The following is an 18,645-nucleotide window of genomic DNA, read 5'->3' as shown; positions in this document are numbered from 1 at the left end:
AGGGCGTAATTTAGTGAGAAAAACCGTGCAGTATACACTTCTTCTACTGTTCGTTTTAACTTTAGCTGCTTGCTCAACCGCTAGTAAAGATAACGGAAGTGAAGCAAAAGTTAACGGGAACGAAACTGAGCCTGCAACACGTGTTGTAAAAGATGTCTTTGGCGAGGTAACCATCCCTACCCAACCCAAGAATCTGCTAGTCCTTAGTTCTAGTTATGCTGAAAACTTAATTCAAATCGGCGTAACACCTAACATGGTCACAATTGTAAAAGAAATCGAACCGGAATATCGCCCGAAATTATTTAATGAGCACAATGTCAAAATGATTCCAACACAGCAATATGCAGAAAATCTGGAAGTGATTCTGGAGGCGGCACCCGATCTAATTGTTGCTGAAAGTGGGGCTATTGATGCCGTTAAATATGAGGCTTTAAGTAAAATCGCCCCTACTGTTGCCGTTGAGGCTGGCCTTTCAACAGATGAAATTGTGCTTACTCTTGGCGAACTGTTCAATAAAGAAAAAGAAGCTGAGCTTGCTCTCGCGAAGTATAGAGAAAAAATAGAAGACACCAAAGAAAAACTGCACAATGCTATTGGCGACGAAAAAATTCTCGTATTACGTGTAGAACAGAAGCAATATCGTGTGCTGGGCACTGAAAAGGGCAGCCCTGGCAGTGACATGCTATACACACAGCTTGGATTAAATATTCCAACGATGTTGAAAGATAGCGATACTTGGTTCACGCCTATTTCCTTGGAAGTATTGCCTGGCATTGACGCAGACCATATTTTTGTCGAGCAACGTCAAATGCAAAATTATAGCAGCGAACAATCCATGAAGGATTTAGAGAATAGCCCGATGTGGAAAACAATGGCCGCTGTGAAAGCAGGACATGTTTACCCGTTAAAAACAGCAGATTACGTTGTAGGTGAAGGTTTAGTTGGGTCTCCCCTCTTCCTTGATTACCTAGTGGAAAAGCTGGTGCGCTAAATGAAACAAGACATTTATGATGTCATTATTATCGGCGGCGGTCCTGCAGGGATGTATGCTGCTTTCTATAGCGGCATGCGTGAAATGAAAACAAAAATAATCGAAGCGAAACAGGAATTAGGCGGGTTTATGCGTACATACCCTGAAAAGTTAGTATGGGATGTCGGTGGAATTGAGCCTGTTCGCTGTGAAGATATTATTCATTCCTTAATCAATCAAGCAACCACATTTATGCCGACAATCGTATTCGGTCAAGAAATTGTTGGCATGGACAAACGCGCCGACGGCATTTTTATGTTAACAGCCAAAACAGGCGAGAAGCATTATACGAAAACGATTATTTTAGCTACAGGACGCGGTATTACGCGGATTCAGAAATTAACGGTCGAAGGGGCCGACCGATATGAACTAACCAACCTTCACTACACAGTAACGAACATAAACAAGTTTAAAGATAAACGGGTACTCATTTCTGGTGGGGGCGATTCCGCTGTAGATTGGGCCATTGAAATGGCTCCAATCGCCAAAAAAGTGTATGTCGTTCATAGACGAGATGACTTTAGTGCTTTTGAATCGTCTGTAACGCGTATGAAATCTCTCGCCACAACCTTTGTTCCTTATACAGTTTCTCGTTTACATGGCAATAGCAATAGCCATAAAATCGAACATGTCACATTACAGCGTGTTGATTCCAAGGATACGACAGAAATTGAAGTAGACGAAGTGCTCGTCAATCATGGGTTTGATCGACACTTTGGCGGCGCAATTTTGGATTGGGGCTTAGCCTCGGAAGAATGGGGCATTTCCGTTACGCCAAAAATGTGCACGAGTATGCCAGGCATATTTGGCGCAGGCGATATTATAACGAATGAAGGGAAAGTAAGACTTATTGCAGGCGCATTTAATGATGCCGTCCTCGCTGTAAATAGCGCCAAACTCTATATCGATCCTACAGTATCAAAAATGGCGGGCGTTTCTTCTCACAATGACCGTTTCGCAGAAAAAAACGATGAGCTGCTGCAGAAGAACAAAGTCAGTAACTAGGCAGAAGGACGCCTGACGGCGTCCTTCTGATTGGTTTAAATAGTCATCTTATCTTGAAGCTCCAACATTCTGACTAGCATAACGACAGCTTCCGCTCTGCTTGCCGTTTCGTTCGGAACGAACTGATTGCCTCCACGACCAGCGACAAGGCCAAGCTTGCGAATCGCATCGACTGCGCTCTTCGCCCATCCGGGTATCGCATCATCGTCAGCGAAACCGGTGGTCCCATCGGCGGCAAGCTTTAGTCCAAGCGCCCGCGCGATCATCGAAGCCATCTCCGCCCGGGTGATCTGCGCATTGGGCCGGAAACTGCCATCGTGATATCCATGAACGATGCCTGCCTGCATGGCCTTGGCGACAGCATGCTTCGCCCATTCGCCGATCCGTTCTTGATCCGCGAAGGCGAGTGCGGTACGCGATCCTTCCAGGTGCAAAGCGCCTGTCAGCATTACGGTGAACTCTGCCCGTGTAATCGGGCTGTTCGGCTTGAACAGACCGTTAGGATAGCCGCTGACGATGTCCTTCGCCGCAGCGAGCTTGATCGTGTCTTCCGCCCAATGCCCGGCGATGTCCGTAAATGAGGGCGCCGAATCTTGGGGCTGTTGCGGCTGTTGCGGCTGTTGCGGCTTTTGTGGTTCCTGCGGCTTTTGTGGTTCTTGCGGTTTCTCTATGTCAGTATTGTCGGGCACGGGAGGCACGCCTCCGCCTGAATCGCCGCCTTGGGAGGGAGCGCCGACACGGACAACGTTGATCGTATACGTCTTCGTTGCTCCTCCCTGTGCCGCCACCACGATCGTAATGCTGTTCCTTCCTTCCCTCAAGCTCACGGATTTGGCTTCCCGATGCCCCTTCGCTTCTCCGTCTATCGTCAGCGTTGCCGATAGATCCAATAGAGAAGCTGTAACATGAAGCACACTCGCAGCATGAGGAACTTGCATCGAATATAATTCGATTGCCGGATCAAATACAGGCTGCAACCCGCTAACATCAACAGACAAATCCGCCAAGTCGTTCGAAACCACGCGCACCGTCCGAATGGCTTCCGCTTCGTTACCGCTTAAATCCGCAACTCGATACGTAAGCTCATAGCTGCCCAGCGTCTGCGTATAAACGGAACCTGTAACGGTTACAAGAGCCGTTACATCTTCAACCTCATTGTCATATGCCGTATATCCCGGCTCATGATAGGGCTCTCCGAGCAGAAGATACAGCGGATTGTCTCCTTTCAAAGTAAGATCAGGTTTTGTATCGTCTACCCCCTCTTCAACCTCGAAGCTGACGATCGCGCTCGCCGTCTTGAAATCGTCCATTCCGTTGGTTGTGCCATTGTCGGCGACCGTATACCGGAAGCTTGCTATACCTTCATAATTGTTGTTCAGTGTAAAAAGAATATCCGTTCCTTGTATTTCTACCGTGCCGCCAACCGCGTTATCTACTGCTGTGACGGTAAGCGCCTGATCGCTTTCATTCGCCGGACCCGGTGATACGTTCTTTAGAATTTCAGCAAACGAAATGCGCTTCGTCCCGTTCATAGCCTTGGCCGGCAAGCGAATATCAGGCGCCAGAGGCGCTTGATTCACCTCGCTGACCGTAATTGAAGCTTCGGAAGCCGGACTTAACCCCGTTCCGTTAGAATCGTAAGCGGCTTGCGCCTGGAACGAGAATACATCGCCGGCCACACTGTTCGCATCCGCATCAGGCGTAAATTTCAGACCCGCAGCGCCTTCTGCAACCGTTATAAATTCTCCATCCGAGATCGGTGTCGTACTGTCAGACTTGTATAGCGTTCCGCCAACAATCGCGCTAATTTTATAATACGTCACAGAGTCGAACTCCGCCGGATTCGGCATGATGACCAACCCGCTCGTACTCTGGGTATTCTCTGCGGTAATCGTATCGGTAATGACGGGAGCTTGGGCATCCGCCGCCGCCCCCCATTTGGCATATAAGATAACATCATCTTCTTCGATTCTGACTTTACTATGAACGGCGTAATCTTCGCCGCTGCCATCGGGAGCGGTATTCCATCCGTCAAAACGATACCCTGGCCGTTCCAGCCATCCTGTATTCCCTAACACCGTTGCTTGTTCCCATCTTACATACGATTTATCGTCAACGGGAACGCTCCCCCCGGCTGAGCCATTTCCATCGTAAGTTACCTTCATCTTAAATGGCTCAAAAAGATAACTATTGGTAAAAGCAAATTTTTGCGCCGGCGACTCGCTGTGCCCATAAACCGTGAATGGGGATCCAACCTCTAAAATAGAATCTCGACTCAGCTGGGTTGCAGCCGAAAGAATCGTTACCTCTGTTAGCGGATTCCCCGAAAATGCGTGAGACTCTATTTCGGTTATATGTTTCGGAATCGTGATCGAAGTGATTTTATTCTCAACAAAAGTATGTTTAGGGATTTTAGTCATATTTTCCGGAAAGGACACCGAAGTAATTTCGTTATGCCAGAAGGCAAACCAATCCATACTTTTAAGCCCGCTTGGGAATGACACACTTTTTAGTTTATTGTAGCTGAATGCCGAGAAACCTATATGTTCCAGGCTGTCAGGCAGAGTAATCTGTTCGATCTGGTTGTAATTAAAAGCATGGTCGCCTATTGAAACTAATCCGCTTGGCAATTTTACATTTTTAAGAACGCGAGTCAGTTCAAATGCTTCCTTTCCAATACTCTTGATCGTGTCCGGAAGCGTTACTCCAAAAATAAAAGCGTAACGAAAAGCTTGATCTCCAATAGCGGTTACAGTTTTACCGTCCAGCCGCGCTGGAACTACCAAATGATTATCATATTTAACCGGGTCATGATAATAGGTAATCGTTACCGTGCCGTCCGGATTATCCATATATTCAAAATCGCCGCTGACAGCCGCATGAGCATGAAGCCCGGCCCAAAAAAGGGCACAAAAAGCCAACGCACTTAACAAACCGAATCGCATAAGCCTCGCCATGAATAATTCAGTCCACCTTTTTTATATTTTATAGCTGAAATGAGATTAATATATTACTCACAAGTAATATTACTACATAGTAATTTATTTGGAAAGCACCTTAAACGCGAGGAAGCTTTACAACGGAGAGCTTTCCCGGAAGGCATGAATTTTTTAATCAAGCGAAAGGATATGAGGCTGTTAAGGTAGTAATTATATTCATAAGCAAAGCGATTAAGAGAGAATACAAGGGCTGGAGTGGTTCCCACTGAACAAAAGAGGGCGGAAAGCCGGAGCGGACGGAGAAAAAAGCAGAGAGCTGCTTTTGAAAATCGCAGCAGAACAATTTGCATTACACGGGTTCCACGATACGAAAATCAGTGCGATCGTAAAGGCGGCAAACGTGACGCAGCCCGCCTTTTATCTCTATTTCAAGAGCAAGGAAGCCATTTTCCAGGAATTAATCGATCTATTTAAATCTAAGCTGCACCCGCGGGTTGAGCAAAGCAGGCTACCTTCCGACAGTGAGAAGACCGAGCTGCCGGAACGAATCGGTAACAATATCGCCTCGGTTTTTCAGGTATTTCAGGAAAATGAACAAATCGCACGAATCGGCTTTTTTCTCTCGGAGGATGCCGCTGAAATAAAAGAGCAAATGGCCAAACAGATTGAAGAAAACCTGACTGCAGAAGTAAAAAACGGCTTTTTTGATCCTGACTTCGATTTAAGCGTTGTCGCTTCGGCAATCGTTGGCGTTATCGGACACCTCGCATTAACAAAATTATGGACAGGCTTAAAAACGCCTGATGAGCTTTCCAAAGAAATAACCAAACTTTTTCTGTATGGATTAAAAAGGTAATCTTAAACTGCAAAATACGCAAAGCAGTCCGTAGGTACAACGCCAATAAGCGTTTGTACCTACGGAAAACATTCCGCAATACAAACGCTACCTATTTTCGATTTGGCTATTGATCAACCCTAAGGGCAGCGAATTTTATATTTGCCGATTTACCACAAAGAAGACCGATGATCACTCATCGGCCTTTACCTTCTCTGTAATTTTTCAGGGCTCTCCCCCGAGGGTGAACCGTCTTCCGGTAATCTTCATTATTCCGAATACCCCATCATCCCGATGTAAGCCAGATTCGGCTGAGCGATGTCCATTCTCCCGTACTGAATGATGACATTCTTGTCGCTGCGGAACCGCAGGGAGTATTGGAGCTGCCGATCCAGGGCGATTCCGCCGATGTCCTCCGGACGATCCATACGGATGCATTTGACCCTCTCCGCCTGGACGGCGATGAGAATGTCCCGGTCGGGTTCGCGATCCTCGTAGAAGATGTCCATGCGCACCTCGGTGTCTTCCTCCTGGCAGTTCAGAATCATGATCGCCTCGTGGCCTTCGAAAATTTCTTCTTCAACCTTGCCCTTATAAGGTAAGTAGCCATCGATGATGTACCAGTTTTTCGCGCCCTGTCCGCTCATGCCGCGCCTCCGTCCTCGGGAGCCAACGCCACGACGCCGCGCTCCTTCCACGTCCGGCTAAGCTGGCGGACGAGCGCAGACATCGATTCGTAGCCGTCCTCCGTCACGACAAGGCTTTCTTCCACCCGGTTCGACCCGTGAGGATGTCCGAACAGGCTGATGTCGGTGTTCACCGTCATGCCGACTTCAAACCGGGCCGCGCTGTTCTCATCGGGATACGGCGATTCCGCTTCGGCAAGTCCGCAACCGTGCAAGGGGGGATACAGATCGTAAGCGGTAACGCCCTTGTCGGCAAAATAGGCTTTAACGGCGGCAACGAGTCCGCTCATGGCGTTGCCGGGACCAAGCCGGGACAGAGCGATATCCTCCGCCTCGACGAGAAGCGATATGAACGCCCGCTGCTCCTCGCTCATCTGTCCGGCGACGAACGGAAATCCGACGGTTGCTACGTAGCCCTCGTATTGAACCGCAATCGCCGTCATGATCATTTCACCGTCCTGAATCACCTTCCGGGTCGGCCTGCCGATGATCGTGTTCACCCGCTCGCCGCTCGCCATAACGATGAACGGCACGAACTCCGCGCACGCCTTCGTGCATTCCATATAGGCATACGCGGACAACTCCAGCTCGGTCATGCCCGGTCGGACATTGCGGATCATCGCCTTGTAGCCCTCATCCGCGATGCGCGCCGCTTCCTTCAGACAGGCGATTTCATGCTCCGTCTTCGTCATCCTGAGCCGGAACAGCAGCTCTCCCGCATCGATCCATTCCACGCCTTCTGCGCTGCCTTCGATCGTCGCCAGCAGCGAGGCGGACATCGCGTCGAGACCAGCGATGCCGATCGCATGAAGCGGATTCGCCTCATTGATTTCGGCGAGAATCGCTTTCAAGCTCGTATAATTCGCCTGCGGATACTCGATCTCATCCGGCACCGTGACGCAGGTGAACTGGGGCAGCAGCCGCACATCGGACCACGCCGTCATTTCGCGGCACATAAGCTCCCCCTCCGGAGCGGCAATTACGATCGGCTCCCCAACGAGCGGTAACAGCACCGCGCCTCGTTCGAACAGCGGCCAATAATTGCTCATGTAGCGCAGGTTTTCTTTGCGATACTCATCCCCATAGATAAGGCAGGCTTGCAGCCCCTTCTCTCTCATCAACGCGCGCAGCCTGTCGGCTCTGGCGCGATATTCTTCGACCGGTATCGAGGCCATTTCCATCCCGCTCCTCTCTGATGCTTCCTACAAATACGTTACTTTGCGAATTCCCATAAAGTCGGCGACATATGACAGTTCTTCCGTCAGATCCCCGTATCCGATAATGCAGTGGTGGGCGAAGCCTTCCTTGATCAATTCCGCGAGAAAAGCTTTGATCGGCACCGGGAATTTCACGACGGCCGTAATCTCCTCGCATGGAATGTTGTCCGCGATATCCAGCGCTTCGCCGCGAACGATCAGCATCTTGTATCCTTCGGCATCGACGATCAGATGGCTGATCGTCACGACACCCGGCTTCAGTGTGTATTCAAAGCCGAAGCCGGCGCCCTGCAGTCCCCACTGCTCGGGAGAACGATTCACCTTCACCGAGCTGCGGTCTCGTGCATATGCCGGATTGGCATACCCGTGATGGACCATCAATAACGCGTTCAGCCGCTCGTCGTATTCGCCCCATTCCGCGAATGCCGGCACTTCCCCGCCCAGCTGCCGCATCAGCGTCATCATGATCAAGCCGTGTATGTCGCCCTCGGTGTTGACGACATAGCGGCCTTCCTCGTGAAGCAGCGTGTTCGCCAAATACGGCGTCGTTCCCGTCTTCTGCTCCACGTAGTGCTGCCCGAGCAGCGTAAGAGCGTCCAGCCGGAACCGCTCCAACGTGCTCCGAAGGGCTGCGTAAAGGCGGGAGGCTTTGCGGATGTCGTCCTCTTCCAGACCGACAATATTGAAGCTCTCCCGGGCCAAAGCGACGCCGTCCGCAATCTCTTCCTCCGACACGACCTCAAAGCGGCTCAACAGATGATCGAGCTGAATGGAAATGAGGTTCGGACCGAGCGTACCCTTGATCGTCGTCTTGTCGTACTCGAAATCGTACATCCCCCTGAACACATGGCCGATGACGCCGATATTGACGCTGCGAAGTCGGATATATGCCCGGTAGGCCCGAGCGTACCGGCCCATCTCCGCATAGGCATCCTCATCGCCGATTGCTCCGACAACAACTTTAAGTCCGCCAAACCAGCCCATTTTACGGAATGTCGCGGCAAGCTGGAGGTTGGCGATCAAGGCGCTGTTGCGCAGGATGTTCTCGTAGTCCGTCTTCAGATTGATCTCGCCTGTGCCCTGCGTATTGAACATCAGCAGCGGCAGATGGCGAAAGTTCTCCAGCGCCTGGATCGCCATGTAATCGGGACAATAGGTCCCGGCGACGTAGACGATCAGGTCGATGGCTTCTTCCTTCAGCTTCCGCCCGGCCGCGTCCGCCGCGTCCAACGTATCGACCAACCCCGGCCAGACGACAAGATCATCCGGCAGCGCCGCCTTCAGCCGTTCGTATACGGCGGTCAGGTCCGACGTGACGTTCGCGTGCAGACTGCCCGGGAACATCCGCCAATATTCGAAAAATCCGAGCGTCAGCAGGCCGACCTTGAGCGGCCGATGCTCCGCCCGATTCGTTAGCAAGTCGCCGAACACGTTTCCCTTGGCGGTTTCAAACGATTCAATGATTTCATTCATGATGAGTTCTGCTCCTTTTCATATGCGATGTTGCTCCTGCTTCGTTCCGTAAGCGCTTGACCACGATCCGGTCCCCGTCCTGCAGCCTTTCACCGTCTGCCCCGGATGCCGGACACGAGCCGCACGGCGTTGTTCCGGATAATGTTGACGATGTCGTCGTCGCCGATGCCGGAGAACAGCACGCTTCCCAGCATATAATTCGGGTCGTACCAGGGGAAATCGGTGCCGAACAGCACTTTCTCCGATCCGGCCTCGCGCACCATTTTACCGATCATTCCGTTCAGACGTCCCGTATCGCAAAGCTCCAGATAGACGTTTGGCAGCTCCTTGGCCAGCTTGATGGCGACATCCGTTTCCCCCGGCGCGGAGTGCCCGAGCAGGAACGTCATATTCGGATATTCGCGCGCCAATTGTCCCATCATCTGCGGCGGATTGTACGAGCTGTGTCCCCATGTATGCGACAGCAGCAGAAGTCCGCGCTCGTTCGCGAATTCATACATCTTTCGGTACTTCTCGCCGGTCAGCGGGTACTTGTGATAGTCCGGGAGCACCTTGAATCCGACATAGCCCTCGACTTCGTCATAGTCGGCCAGCTCCTCGTCCAGATTGTCGACGTAATGCGGATTGACGACAAAATAGCCTTTGATCCGGTCGGGGTGCTTCGCCATCGCCGCCCGAATTTCCGAATTGCGCCCGATCGGATCGAACAATGCGCTGTGGGGAGCGGAGATGATCCATTCGATGTTCTCCCTGTCCATCGTCGCAATCATCGTCTCCAGCTCGGCCTCCGGCAAATACGTCCCGTAGAACGGTCCCATATGCGTATGCATGTCGATGTAGGACAGGCTCGACAGTCTGCCGGTTTCCGCGAATTCGCGTGCCAGCAGCGACGGATTGGTCATCGGCACTCTGCTCATAAGCTCACCTCGCCCAGCAGTCTTTCCGCGTTTTTGAATGCGATATTCTCCAGTTCTTCTTGCTTGATGCCCGAACCGAGCAGACAAGCCAGCGGTCCGCCGATCGCGTTGCTCGGAAACTCGGAGCCGAACAGCAGCCGTTCCGAGCCGAATTTGCCGCAGATTTCCTTGATTTCCCCTGCCGCCTGCATGTCCCCGGTCTCGATGTAAAAGTTCTTGTAGCTGCGCAGCAGCGGGAACGTCAGTCGGGCATGGCTCCACAACCCGTAGTTGCACAAAATGACGGTAAGCTCCGGGAACTCCTGCAGCACGTCGTAGACGGGCTCCCAACCTTCGCTCGGGGAGAGAAACAGCGGAATGCGAGCGTCGGAGACGGCCGACAGCAGCTCGCCCATCGCCACCCGATTCAGCATGTAACGGTTACGCTGCGGGTAGGCTCTCAGCAGCTTTACGCCGTTCTCCTTCATCGCCGGGAACAGCGCTTCGGGCGCATACTGCCGTTCCGTGACAGGGGGCAAGATCGTCCAGCTCGGCAGCAGCCGATCCGGCGCCTTCGCGGTTTCCTCTACCACAAGCCGATTCCCGTAATCGGGATCGACGTCCGCCATCGCGTTGTGGCTGACGACCGCTTGGGCGATGCCGCAGAAATCGAGCTCGGCCAGCAATTCCTCCGCATCGCGGGCCTGCTTCACCTTCTCCCGGACTAGCAAATGTTCGTGGTTTACGACTTCGTAATTCAACGTCTTGTACCCGATCGCACAGCTGCAATCGATCATTTTCATGTTCATCCCTCCCGATCTGTCTTTCGCGCCGCTTATTATGCTAAGTCACTGTCCAGAAAGCGCGCCGGATTGCCGCACATGAGCTCCCGGATCTGCTCCGGCTCGATGCCTTCATCCTCCATCATCGGGACGATGTTCGTCAGAATATGGTCGTAGCCCCAGCCGCCGTAGCGATGCAAGCCGATCTTCAGGCAGACGTCGTTGGAGACGAGAATTTGCCGCAGATAGCTGCAGTCGATGAGCTCCTTGATCGTACGCACCCTATCGATATCCCGTGCGAACACCCCCTTCAGGACGCTCTTGTGCCGCCTGTCGGCATAGAACTCCTTGCCGAAGTTGTCGAACTCGATGTACGCTCCCCGGTCGAGCAGAGCCTTCAAGTAATCCGGCACGATATCGACGTCCACATGGTTGATGCAGATTTTGTCCGCAGCGGCTCCGTGGGCCGTCAGAATATCGATGACCTCAAGACCGCGCCTCGCCCACAGATCCGTGTGTACATGAAGGCCTAACCCGGTCTCGCTTTGCACCATCGCCGCTGCGATCAACGTTTTCTTCTCATTCGGGTGGATGACCGCGCTCGTCCCGATCTCCCCGATGACGCCGGCTCGAATGTTCGTCCCGTCCATCCCGACGGTCACTTCCCGATGAATTTCCTCGGCGATGGATTCAACCGTCTTGTCATCCATATCCGGCGGGTGGGAAGCGTGGATATAATATCCGCAGCCTGCGACGATCGGAATTCCGACTTCGCGCGACACGCCCGCCAGCAGAACCGGATCGCGTCCGATATCCCGCAGCGTCAGGTCGACGAAAGCGCCGCCTCCGGCCCGCTTGAACGCCATGAGCTCGGCCTTAACGATCTCCTCTTCGTCGATCACGGCGTTGTCCAGAACCGCATACGGATTGCGGGTCAATACCCCGAAATTGGCGAGACTCACCTTCTCCGCAGCCAACGACTTCGCCCCAATCGCTTGGGGTTCAGGCACCAGTGGGCGCAGATCGATGAACGCATGCTCATGCGGCAGAATCCAACCCAGGTCTTCCGTTTCCATCTTGCCTGCTACCGTTATGACGGACATATGACGCCCTCCTCCCCTGTCCGGTTCGACTTGCAACAACTTCCTTCCTTAAGCCGTCAGATCAAGAAATCGAAACAACGTTTCCGCCATCAGGTCGTGACCGTATTCATTCGGATGGATGCAATCGTTCATCAACGTCCATTGACTGTTCGGCTCCTTCTCTCTTCGCTCCTCGAAAGCCTGATAGACATCGCATAACGGCACCTGTTCCGCGCCAGAGAGCTCTCTCATGGCTTGAATATAGAGAGGGTAGCTGTCTCGAATGAAATTTTCCTCCAAGCTGGCATTGATCGTATTGGGCGTCAACAAAATAAGCTTGCTGCCTGCGGATCTGACTTTTTCCGCAATGGAGGACAGATTGGACTTAAACTGCTGCACTTCACCGGCTCCCCGAAGGGAGTCGTTCATGCCGATCATCAAAGCTACGACATGCGGCTGAAACCTTAACGCATCCCGATCCAACCGTTCCAAAATCTCCCGCGTCGTATCGTCGCTTACGCCGGCATTCAACACCAATTGCCGCCGGCCGAACCTTTTGAGCAGTTTTTCTTGAAGCTGGCCCACGTAGTTCAGCTTTCCATGCGTATGCTCGTTTTGCTCCGTGATCGAATCTCCCAAGCAGACAATAAATGCCTGATCGGCACCTCCAAGCATTTCACTCAAACGTTGCATTCTCTATACCTCCTGATGCGCACTACGGGCCTGCTTTACCTTCTCCCGGACAAGAGAAGGTTGAAAATCAGCTTCATTATACTAAGCGGGATATGGACCCACTACTTTCCGATTTCCACTTTCGCTATCTTTTGTCCACGACTACTTGCAAAGGAGCTGTTAAAAACGTAAACAGCCGACGGCAGCAACGACCGTCGGCAGTGTTTTACGGCTCTTTATTCCATTCTTCGGGGCAAGTCGCTAGACCACATAAGGGTCTCCAACTTAACGATTCAGCTTGTTCATTTGCACTTCGACAATGACGATTCCGCGACCGGGAACGTACAGGCTGAACTCCGAACCCTTGGGGAAAATCGGAATGCCCGGAAAGTCGGTCAGCACTTTAAGGTTCGCAATGGAGCGGCCGAGATCCAGATGCGCCGACTTATAATTGATGTGCAGGTTTCGGATCAGCAGCCGCCACCGACCGGGTTGGATTTCCAATACGGCTGTGCGAATGTATCGCGAGTTGCTAACTGTCCTTGGCGCACCTGTGCAATCCGTCAGCACCTGAACGCAGCGATTCAAAAATTCAGCGGATACCTCGCGGTAAAATAACGGCTCCAGCCAGCTCTTGATATCGTTCAAAGCGGATAGATCGCTCTGCTCGCCGAACGCGCGACGATCCGCCTCGTCCCCGACAATCGCTGCGATTATTGCACCGTTCTCATCGCAAGCGACGCCAAACAACTGATTCAGCTCGCAGCTTACCTGCAAGCCCCTGCTTTCAAATGCTTGAGAAATCCGCTTCGTCATCGTGCCGACAAGGACCGACGGCCCGCTCCGGTAAGACAGAACCCGATCCAATTCCTCATCGTTCAATAGCTGCACATCTACTGTGCATATCGCACCGCTCGTCTGCGGCAAATTTTTCACGTTCACCACGGAGTGAAGCGGCGCGCCTGCTTCAATAAGCTCGGTAAGCCATTTATGCGCCGACCAGCCCCGGCTTGCGGGATACGCTTCCAACGAACGTTGCAGCGCTTCGTCGGACCAGACATAACTCGCGCCGATAATCCGCTCCGGCGCACCGTCGAAGCCCAGATTCCATTGACGCACAATTTTGTCCCAGCTCATCTTCTCGATCCCGTCGCCCAAACAGGCCACAAACCCCGACGCGCAGCGTCGCAGCCCTTCCCGGTCCTGCAAATAGACATTGGAGAAGGCGTAAATATCTCTTTCAACAATAGTCGGCACGTGGCTGATACCGTCCCACTGCTCGTTCGTGTCCTGGATCGCGTTTAAGCAGATGAGCTTCATGTCGGGTGTATAAGCTTTAATCGCCATAATCATCGCCATGAATTCGGAGCCTGGTTCCTTATATTCGCATTCCCCCGCTCCCGCGGAAAGCGAGGCGCCAACGGATTCAATGACAAAGCCGTTAACGCCGGACTCGGCCAGCAGCCGGTAATCGACGCCGTAACGATATAAGGCTTCAAACGGGTCCCGCGTCCAGACCGAATTCAGTACGGCTTTTTTACCTGCGTTGCGTATCGCCGGCATTATTTTCTGCCAGAGCTCGCCCCAACGGACGGCATAGAAACGAATCCAGTCCATTCGCTGATGTGTCCAAATCCAATCTGCGCGTTTCTCCAATGCAAGTGAATCACCGTCGCATACTGCCTGCAAGCCCGACGCTAGCTCCACGCCGCTTATCCGCAAGAACTGCTCAACCATATCATCCGAGTAATCGGCTTCAGCCAGACTGAGACGCGGGCTCGTGTAACCGTCGGCGCCGTGATAGCCGTCGAATTCGTAATCTCGCATAACGGTCATCAGATCGCGGACAAATACATCTTCGTAATACGTCCCGTCCTTGAACCGCTTCAGTGGATTAATAACAGGAAACGCTTCTCCCGTCTTCCGCATTTCATACAACTCGGGGTGCGCCGCGCACCACTCGCTGGCCTTCTCCCTGCCCTCATCGCTGAACAGAAATAAATTAAAAAAGCTGCAGTAGACGTTAACACCCTGCTTTTGCAATTCCTTAACCAGCCCGTGCAATTGGTAGTTCGTCCACTGCTGCCGATCATGCAGCTTGCCGTAAGGACGCGCGGCGTAAGAACACATCTCGATCGGTAGGATGTGCTCCCGCTCCATTCCTTTATGGGCGTGAACAAAATCCGGCGTAAAAAAAAGCAAGGAAATGCCGTCCGGAACTGTGCCGACCGTGTCCAAATAAGCCGCAACGCCGAAATCGCTTGCTCTATTGTCGAAGCCGATTAATTCGATCCACACCCATTTTTCATAACTTGCTGTAGTCATCTTATCTCCTCCGAATTGCTGCTTCTACGAAATTATCCTTTAACGCTGCCCAACACAATGCCTTTAACAAAGAAACGTTGCAGGAACGGATAGACAATCAGCACAGGCAGCGATGCTGCAAAGATTTGCGCCGCTTTTAACGTCTGTTCCGAAATTCGCGACAGAAGGACGGCGTCATGAGGAGACAGCTGCGTCATTTCACGTCCAATGATTACCGTTTGCAAATAGCTGCTAAGCGGATAGTTGGAGGGGCTATTCATCAGAATCAACCCATCGAACCAGGAATTCCAATGCCCCACAATACTGAACAACGTAAGCGTTGCGATCGCGGGCAGCGACATGGGTAAGAACAGCCGAAATAGAACAATTCCATGCCCGGCGCCATCGATAAACGCCGCTTCTTCCAGCTCGCGCGGCAAGCCGCGAAAAAAATTGAGCAGCACGATCGTGTTGAATACCGCAACAGCCCCCGGAAGGACAAGCGCCCAAATCGTATCAATCATGTGGAAGGTTCGTATGGTCATATACGAGGGAACGAGTCCGCCTGAAAACAAGATCGTCGCTACGAAAACCCAGGCGTATGCGGTTCGGAATCGGAATTCGCTCTGCTCCTTGGACAACGGATACGCAGCAAGCACGGTCAATAGCATGCTAATGGTTACACCAAGCGCTACCCGCTCCACAGAGACACCCATCGCTTTAATAAATTGGGCTTTGCCGAATACATAGCGATAAGACTCCCACGTCCAATCTATCGGCCAGAAGGTAACCTGACCGGCGGTGGCGGGGGCTGCGCCGGACAAGGAAACCGCCAATACGTGAATCATGGGCAGAATGCATAAGATCGAGAGGACAATAAGAACGAGATAGATCAGCCAAATGCCGGCTCGTTCCATAGGTCGCTGTGCATACTTCATTGCGATAGCGCTCCTTCTAGAAAATCCGATAGTTTGCTAGCCGATAAGCAAGCCAATAAGAGATGGAGATCATGATGAATGAGATGACCGACTTGAAAACGCCTACAGCAGTCGCCAGGCCATACTTGAATTCCACCAAGCCCGTACGATAAATTAGCGTATCGATAATATCGCCTGTCTCGTAGACGGCCGTATTGTACAGGTTAAATACTTGATCAAAGCCAGCGTTGAGCACATTGCCAAGACTTAAAGTCGTCAGCAGCACGATAATCGGGATGATCCCGGGAATCGTCACGTTTAATGTCTTTTTCCAACGGCCAGCGCCGTCTACTGTGGCAGATTCGTAAAGGGCCGGATTGATGCTCGTAATGGCAGCAAGATAGACAATTGTGCTGAATCCGAATTCCTTCCAGGCATCGGAGAGCACAAGTACAATTCGAAACCAGCTATTGTCACCCAGAAAAAAGATCGGTGAAATATCGAATACGCGGGTCAAAAAGACGTTAACCAAGCCCTTCATGGACAAGAGATCAATCAATATTCCCGCTAGGATGACCCAGGATAAAAAGTGGGGCAAATAAATAATAGTCTGAATCCCTGATTTCAACAGCTTGTGGCGTACTTCATTAAGCATGATGGAAACGATTAAAGGCAGCAGAATCCCGACAATGATCTTCATCCCTGCAATAACGACGGTATTGATGAGAACTTGATTGAAGTTAGGCAGCAGGAATAAATAGGTGAAGTTATCCCATCCGATCCATTTCGAACGCCATACGCCTAGACCCGGATTAAACTTCTGAAACGCAATGACAATTCCAGCCATCGGCAAGTAGCTGAACATCAACAACAGCACAAGCGAGGGCAGCAGCATGAGATGAAGAGGCCCTTCTTTCCTCCATTTTCGAGCTGGCATATACAGGCTCCTCCATTGCCAACATGAGTCGGCTTGCTCCATGGAAGCAACCGACTCATGATCAGGCATCTTGATTTACATGGTTTGTTTCCATTCATTTACTTCTTTCGTAACCTGGTCTCCGCCAAGCTTTTTCCAATTTTCCACGAATTTATCAAAGTCGTCGATTGGCGCAGCATTCATAATGATCTTGGAGAACGTCTCCAGCTCAAGCTGGTCAAGCGTCGCTTGTTTATCCGTCATTGTCGGTGTCGGAACGCCGTAGAAACCGTTGTTTACATACAAGCCCTTGTTCATAAGGTCAAAATAGATTTTCCAGGCATCGGAGTATAGCGTCCAACCGTATAAGGAATGTTCGCCCTCTCGCGCTTTCTTCGCGTTGGCGATTACAAGCTGGGCCGTTGCATCCTTCGCAAGAGTCGGATCATTCGCTTCCGTGGCATCGATGATTTGCTGGAATAACGCATCCGTGGAATCATTGGAGAAGACGGGAGCAAAATTCCAGATCTGAATCGTTCCGTCTTTCGGATCGTACATGTATTTATCGTAATTTTCTTTCGTCGCTCTCTCGCCAACGGTGATATCGAAAGCCAGGTTCATCATTTTCACGATAACTTCAGGATTGGAATAGCCTTTGCGCACAACATATTGTCCCAACGTCGGCGAATTCAGCGATACCTTCGCCTGGCTTCCGTCCAATCTCATCAGTGGGAATGGTTTCCACTCCACTTCCGGGTGCTGAACCTTCGTTTGATGAATAAATTGTCCGAAGTAATGGGGTCCAAAGGCGATTCCGGCCTTGTTGGCTACCAGCGTCTCAATCACTTTTCCAGCGTCCTTGACGATGAATTCCTTATCAAGGAGTCCTTCCTTGTACAGATCTTGTAAAGCCTGCAATGCTGTTTTTACTTCCGGTTGAATGCTGCCATAGACGAGATTTCCGGTGCTATCCGCTATCCAGGATTGCGGGAAAGCGTCGAAAGAGTTAAACAAGCCGCGATTGCCGAGACCGCTGGATAAGAAACCTTTTTCGAATACAATTCCTGTCGTATCTGCTTTATTATTTCCGTCAGGATCGTTCTTGGTGAACGCTCGGGCGATGGCGAACACATCTTCAAGCGATTTTGGCTCCTCCAGGCCGAGCTTCTTCAGCCAATCGGCACGAATCCAAATCAAAGTGCTTGGTGCACCGCCAATAGCCGAGGCCGCATCTGGTAGAGCATACAGCTTATCGCCGATCATTCCGGTTTTCAGCGCAATGCCGTCGCCAATAGCGTGCTGCTTTTTCATTTCCTCCGAAGCGTATTTCTCGTACACCTCCGTTAAATCCGCCAAACTGTCCGATTCCAGGAGTTGCTTGAATTGCGCAGAAGAAACCTTCATCAGATCGGGCAAGTCGCCGGAAGCGATGGACATGTTTAGTTTGTTATCATACTGTCCGCCATCGACATTCCACAGTACTTTTGTATCAATTCCGTACTCATCGCGTAACGTACGCGTCCAAACATTGTCTTCATAAGTTTGACCTTCGGGAAGCTTCATATCGGCAGTGATTGCCCTAACCGTTGTTACCGTAACTGGCGGATCATACTTCGCATTCGGATCAGGCGTTGCTTCTCCGCTAGACTCTGAAGATGCGGAAGATGGCTCACTGGAAGCGGTGCTTGACGAAGCGCCCGGTGAAGCGGAATTGTTGGAATCCGAACACGCTGTAAGCAAGAGGGAACCCGCAAATACAAAACACATTAACAGCACTAAACTCTTTTTCATGCTCTTCCTCCTTAGTGGAATACTGAACGATTATGAAGTACGATTTTTATTATAGGTTGACTGCAAATGGGCAACAACTTGCCATATTCCACTTTCTCTA

15 protein-coding genes are annotated in these 18,645 nt (G+C 51.5%); 3 read left to right on the top strand and 12 right to left on the bottom strand.

Annotated elements, in window-relative coordinates:
• Positions 1-13 precede the first annotated feature (13 nt).
• The gene (locus DFP98_RS14385) at positions 14-991 is read left to right on the top strand and encodes an ABC transporter substrate-binding protein (protein ID WP_116061304.1); all 978 of its coding nucleotides are present in this window, start codon (positions 14-16) and stop codon (positions 989-991) included.
• Complete coding sequence (locus DFP98_RS14380; RefSeq protein ID WP_116061303.1) at positions 992-2,035, top strand: NAD(P)/FAD-dependent oxidoreductase; 1,044 nt, start codon at positions 992-994, stop codon at positions 2,033-2,035.
• 35 nt (positions 2,036-2,070) lie between these two features.
• Here the strand turns inward: DFP98_RS14380 and DFP98_RS14375 are convergent, their stop codons facing one another.
• On the bottom strand, positions 2,071-4,887 hold the full coding sequence (locus DFP98_RS14375) for a leucine-rich repeat protein (RefSeq protein ID WP_425455534.1): 2,817 nt from the start codon (positions 4,885-4,887) through the stop codon (positions 2,071-2,073).
• 409 nt (positions 4,888-5,296) lie between these two features.
• Between DFP98_RS14375 and DFP98_RS14370 the strand changes: the two genes are divergently transcribed.
• Positions 5,297-5,830: a TetR/AcrR family transcriptional regulator gene (locus DFP98_RS14370; RefSeq protein ID WP_246016532.1), complete on the top strand. Its 534-nt coding sequence runs from the start codon at positions 5,297-5,299 to the stop codon at positions 5,828-5,830.
• A gap of 248 nt (positions 5,831-6,078) precedes the next feature.
• On the opposite strand, the gene DFP98_RS14365 is transcribed toward DFP98_RS14370, so the two are convergent.
• The 11 genes from DFP98_RS14365 to DFP98_RS14315 all read right to left on the bottom strand — a co-directional run bounded on the left by DFP98_RS14365 (position 6,079) and on the right by DFP98_RS14315 (position 18,545).
• A complete protein-coding gene (locus tag DFP98_RS14365; protein ID WP_116061300.1) occupies positions 6,079-6,456 on the bottom strand; it encodes a sensory rhodopsin transducer in 378 nt (125 codons plus the stop codon).
• Complete coding sequence (locus DFP98_RS14360; RefSeq protein ID WP_181917691.1) at positions 6,453-7,670, bottom strand: M24 family metallopeptidase; 1,218 nt, start codon at positions 7,668-7,670, stop codon at positions 6,453-6,455. The genes DFP98_RS14365 and DFP98_RS14360 overlap by 4 nt, the downstream gene beginning before the upstream one ends.
• A gap of 27 nt (positions 7,671-7,697) precedes the next feature.
• Entirely contained in the window at positions 7,698-9,185 is a 1,488-nt protein-coding gene (locus DFP98_RS14355) for a hypothetical protein (RefSeq protein WP_116061298.1), read from the bottom strand.
• An 89-nt stretch (positions 9,186-9,274) separates the two neighbouring features.
• Complete coding sequence (locus tag DFP98_RS14350) at positions 9,275-10,102, bottom strand: amidohydrolase family protein (protein WP_116061297.1); 828 nt, start codon at positions 10,100-10,102, stop codon at positions 9,275-9,277.
• Positions 10,099-10,884 (bottom strand): amidohydrolase family protein, encoded by a 786-nt coding sequence (locus tag DFP98_RS14345; RefSeq protein WP_181917690.1) that lies wholly within the window; start codon positions 10,882-10,884, stop codon positions 10,099-10,101. Before DFP98_RS14345 ends, DFP98_RS14350 begins: the two co-directional genes overlap by 4 nt.
• Positions 10,885-10,919: 35 nt before the next feature.
• Complete coding sequence (locus tag DFP98_RS14340; protein WP_116061295.1) at positions 10,920-11,966, bottom strand: phosphotriesterase family protein; 1,047 nt, start codon at positions 11,964-11,966, stop codon at positions 10,920-10,922.
• Between the two features lie 48 nt (positions 11,967-12,014).
• Positions 12,015-12,638 carry an SGNH/GDSL hydrolase family protein gene (locus DFP98_RS14335; protein ID WP_116061294.1) on the bottom strand — a complete coding sequence of 208 codons (624 nt, stop codon included), beginning with the start codon at positions 12,636-12,638 and terminating at the stop codon, positions 12,015-12,017.
• Between the two features lie 264 nt (positions 12,639-12,902).
• Positions 12,903-14,942: a hypothetical protein gene (locus DFP98_RS14330; protein ID WP_116061293.1), complete on the bottom strand. Its 2,040-nt coding sequence runs from the start codon at positions 14,940-14,942 to the stop codon at positions 12,903-12,905.
• A gap of 32 nt (positions 14,943-14,974) precedes the next feature.
• The gene (locus DFP98_RS14325) at positions 14,975-15,859 is read right to left on the bottom strand and encodes a carbohydrate ABC transporter permease (RefSeq protein WP_116061292.1); all 885 of its coding nucleotides are present in this window, start codon (positions 15,857-15,859) and stop codon (positions 14,975-14,977) included.
• 16 nt (positions 15,860-15,875) lie between these two features.
• The gene (locus DFP98_RS14320) at positions 15,876-16,775 is read right to left on the bottom strand and encodes an ABC transporter permease (RefSeq protein WP_116061291.1); all 900 of its coding nucleotides are present in this window, start codon (positions 16,773-16,775) and stop codon (positions 15,876-15,878) included.
• A gap of 75 nt (positions 16,776-16,850) precedes the next feature.
• Positions 16,851-18,545 (bottom strand): extracellular solute-binding protein, encoded by a 1,695-nt coding sequence (locus DFP98_RS14315; protein WP_116061290.1) that lies wholly within the window; start codon positions 18,543-18,545, stop codon positions 16,851-16,853.
• Positions 18,546-18,645: the final 100 nt, after the last annotated feature.

This window comes from Cohnella phaseoli, from assembly GCF_003386235.1.
Lineage (GTDB): Bacteria > Bacillota > Bacilli > Paenibacillales > Paenibacillaceae > Cohnella > Cohnella phaseoli.
The sequence above is the reverse complement of the archived record's forward strand: the minus strand, read 5'-3'. Positions and strand labels throughout refer to the sequence as shown.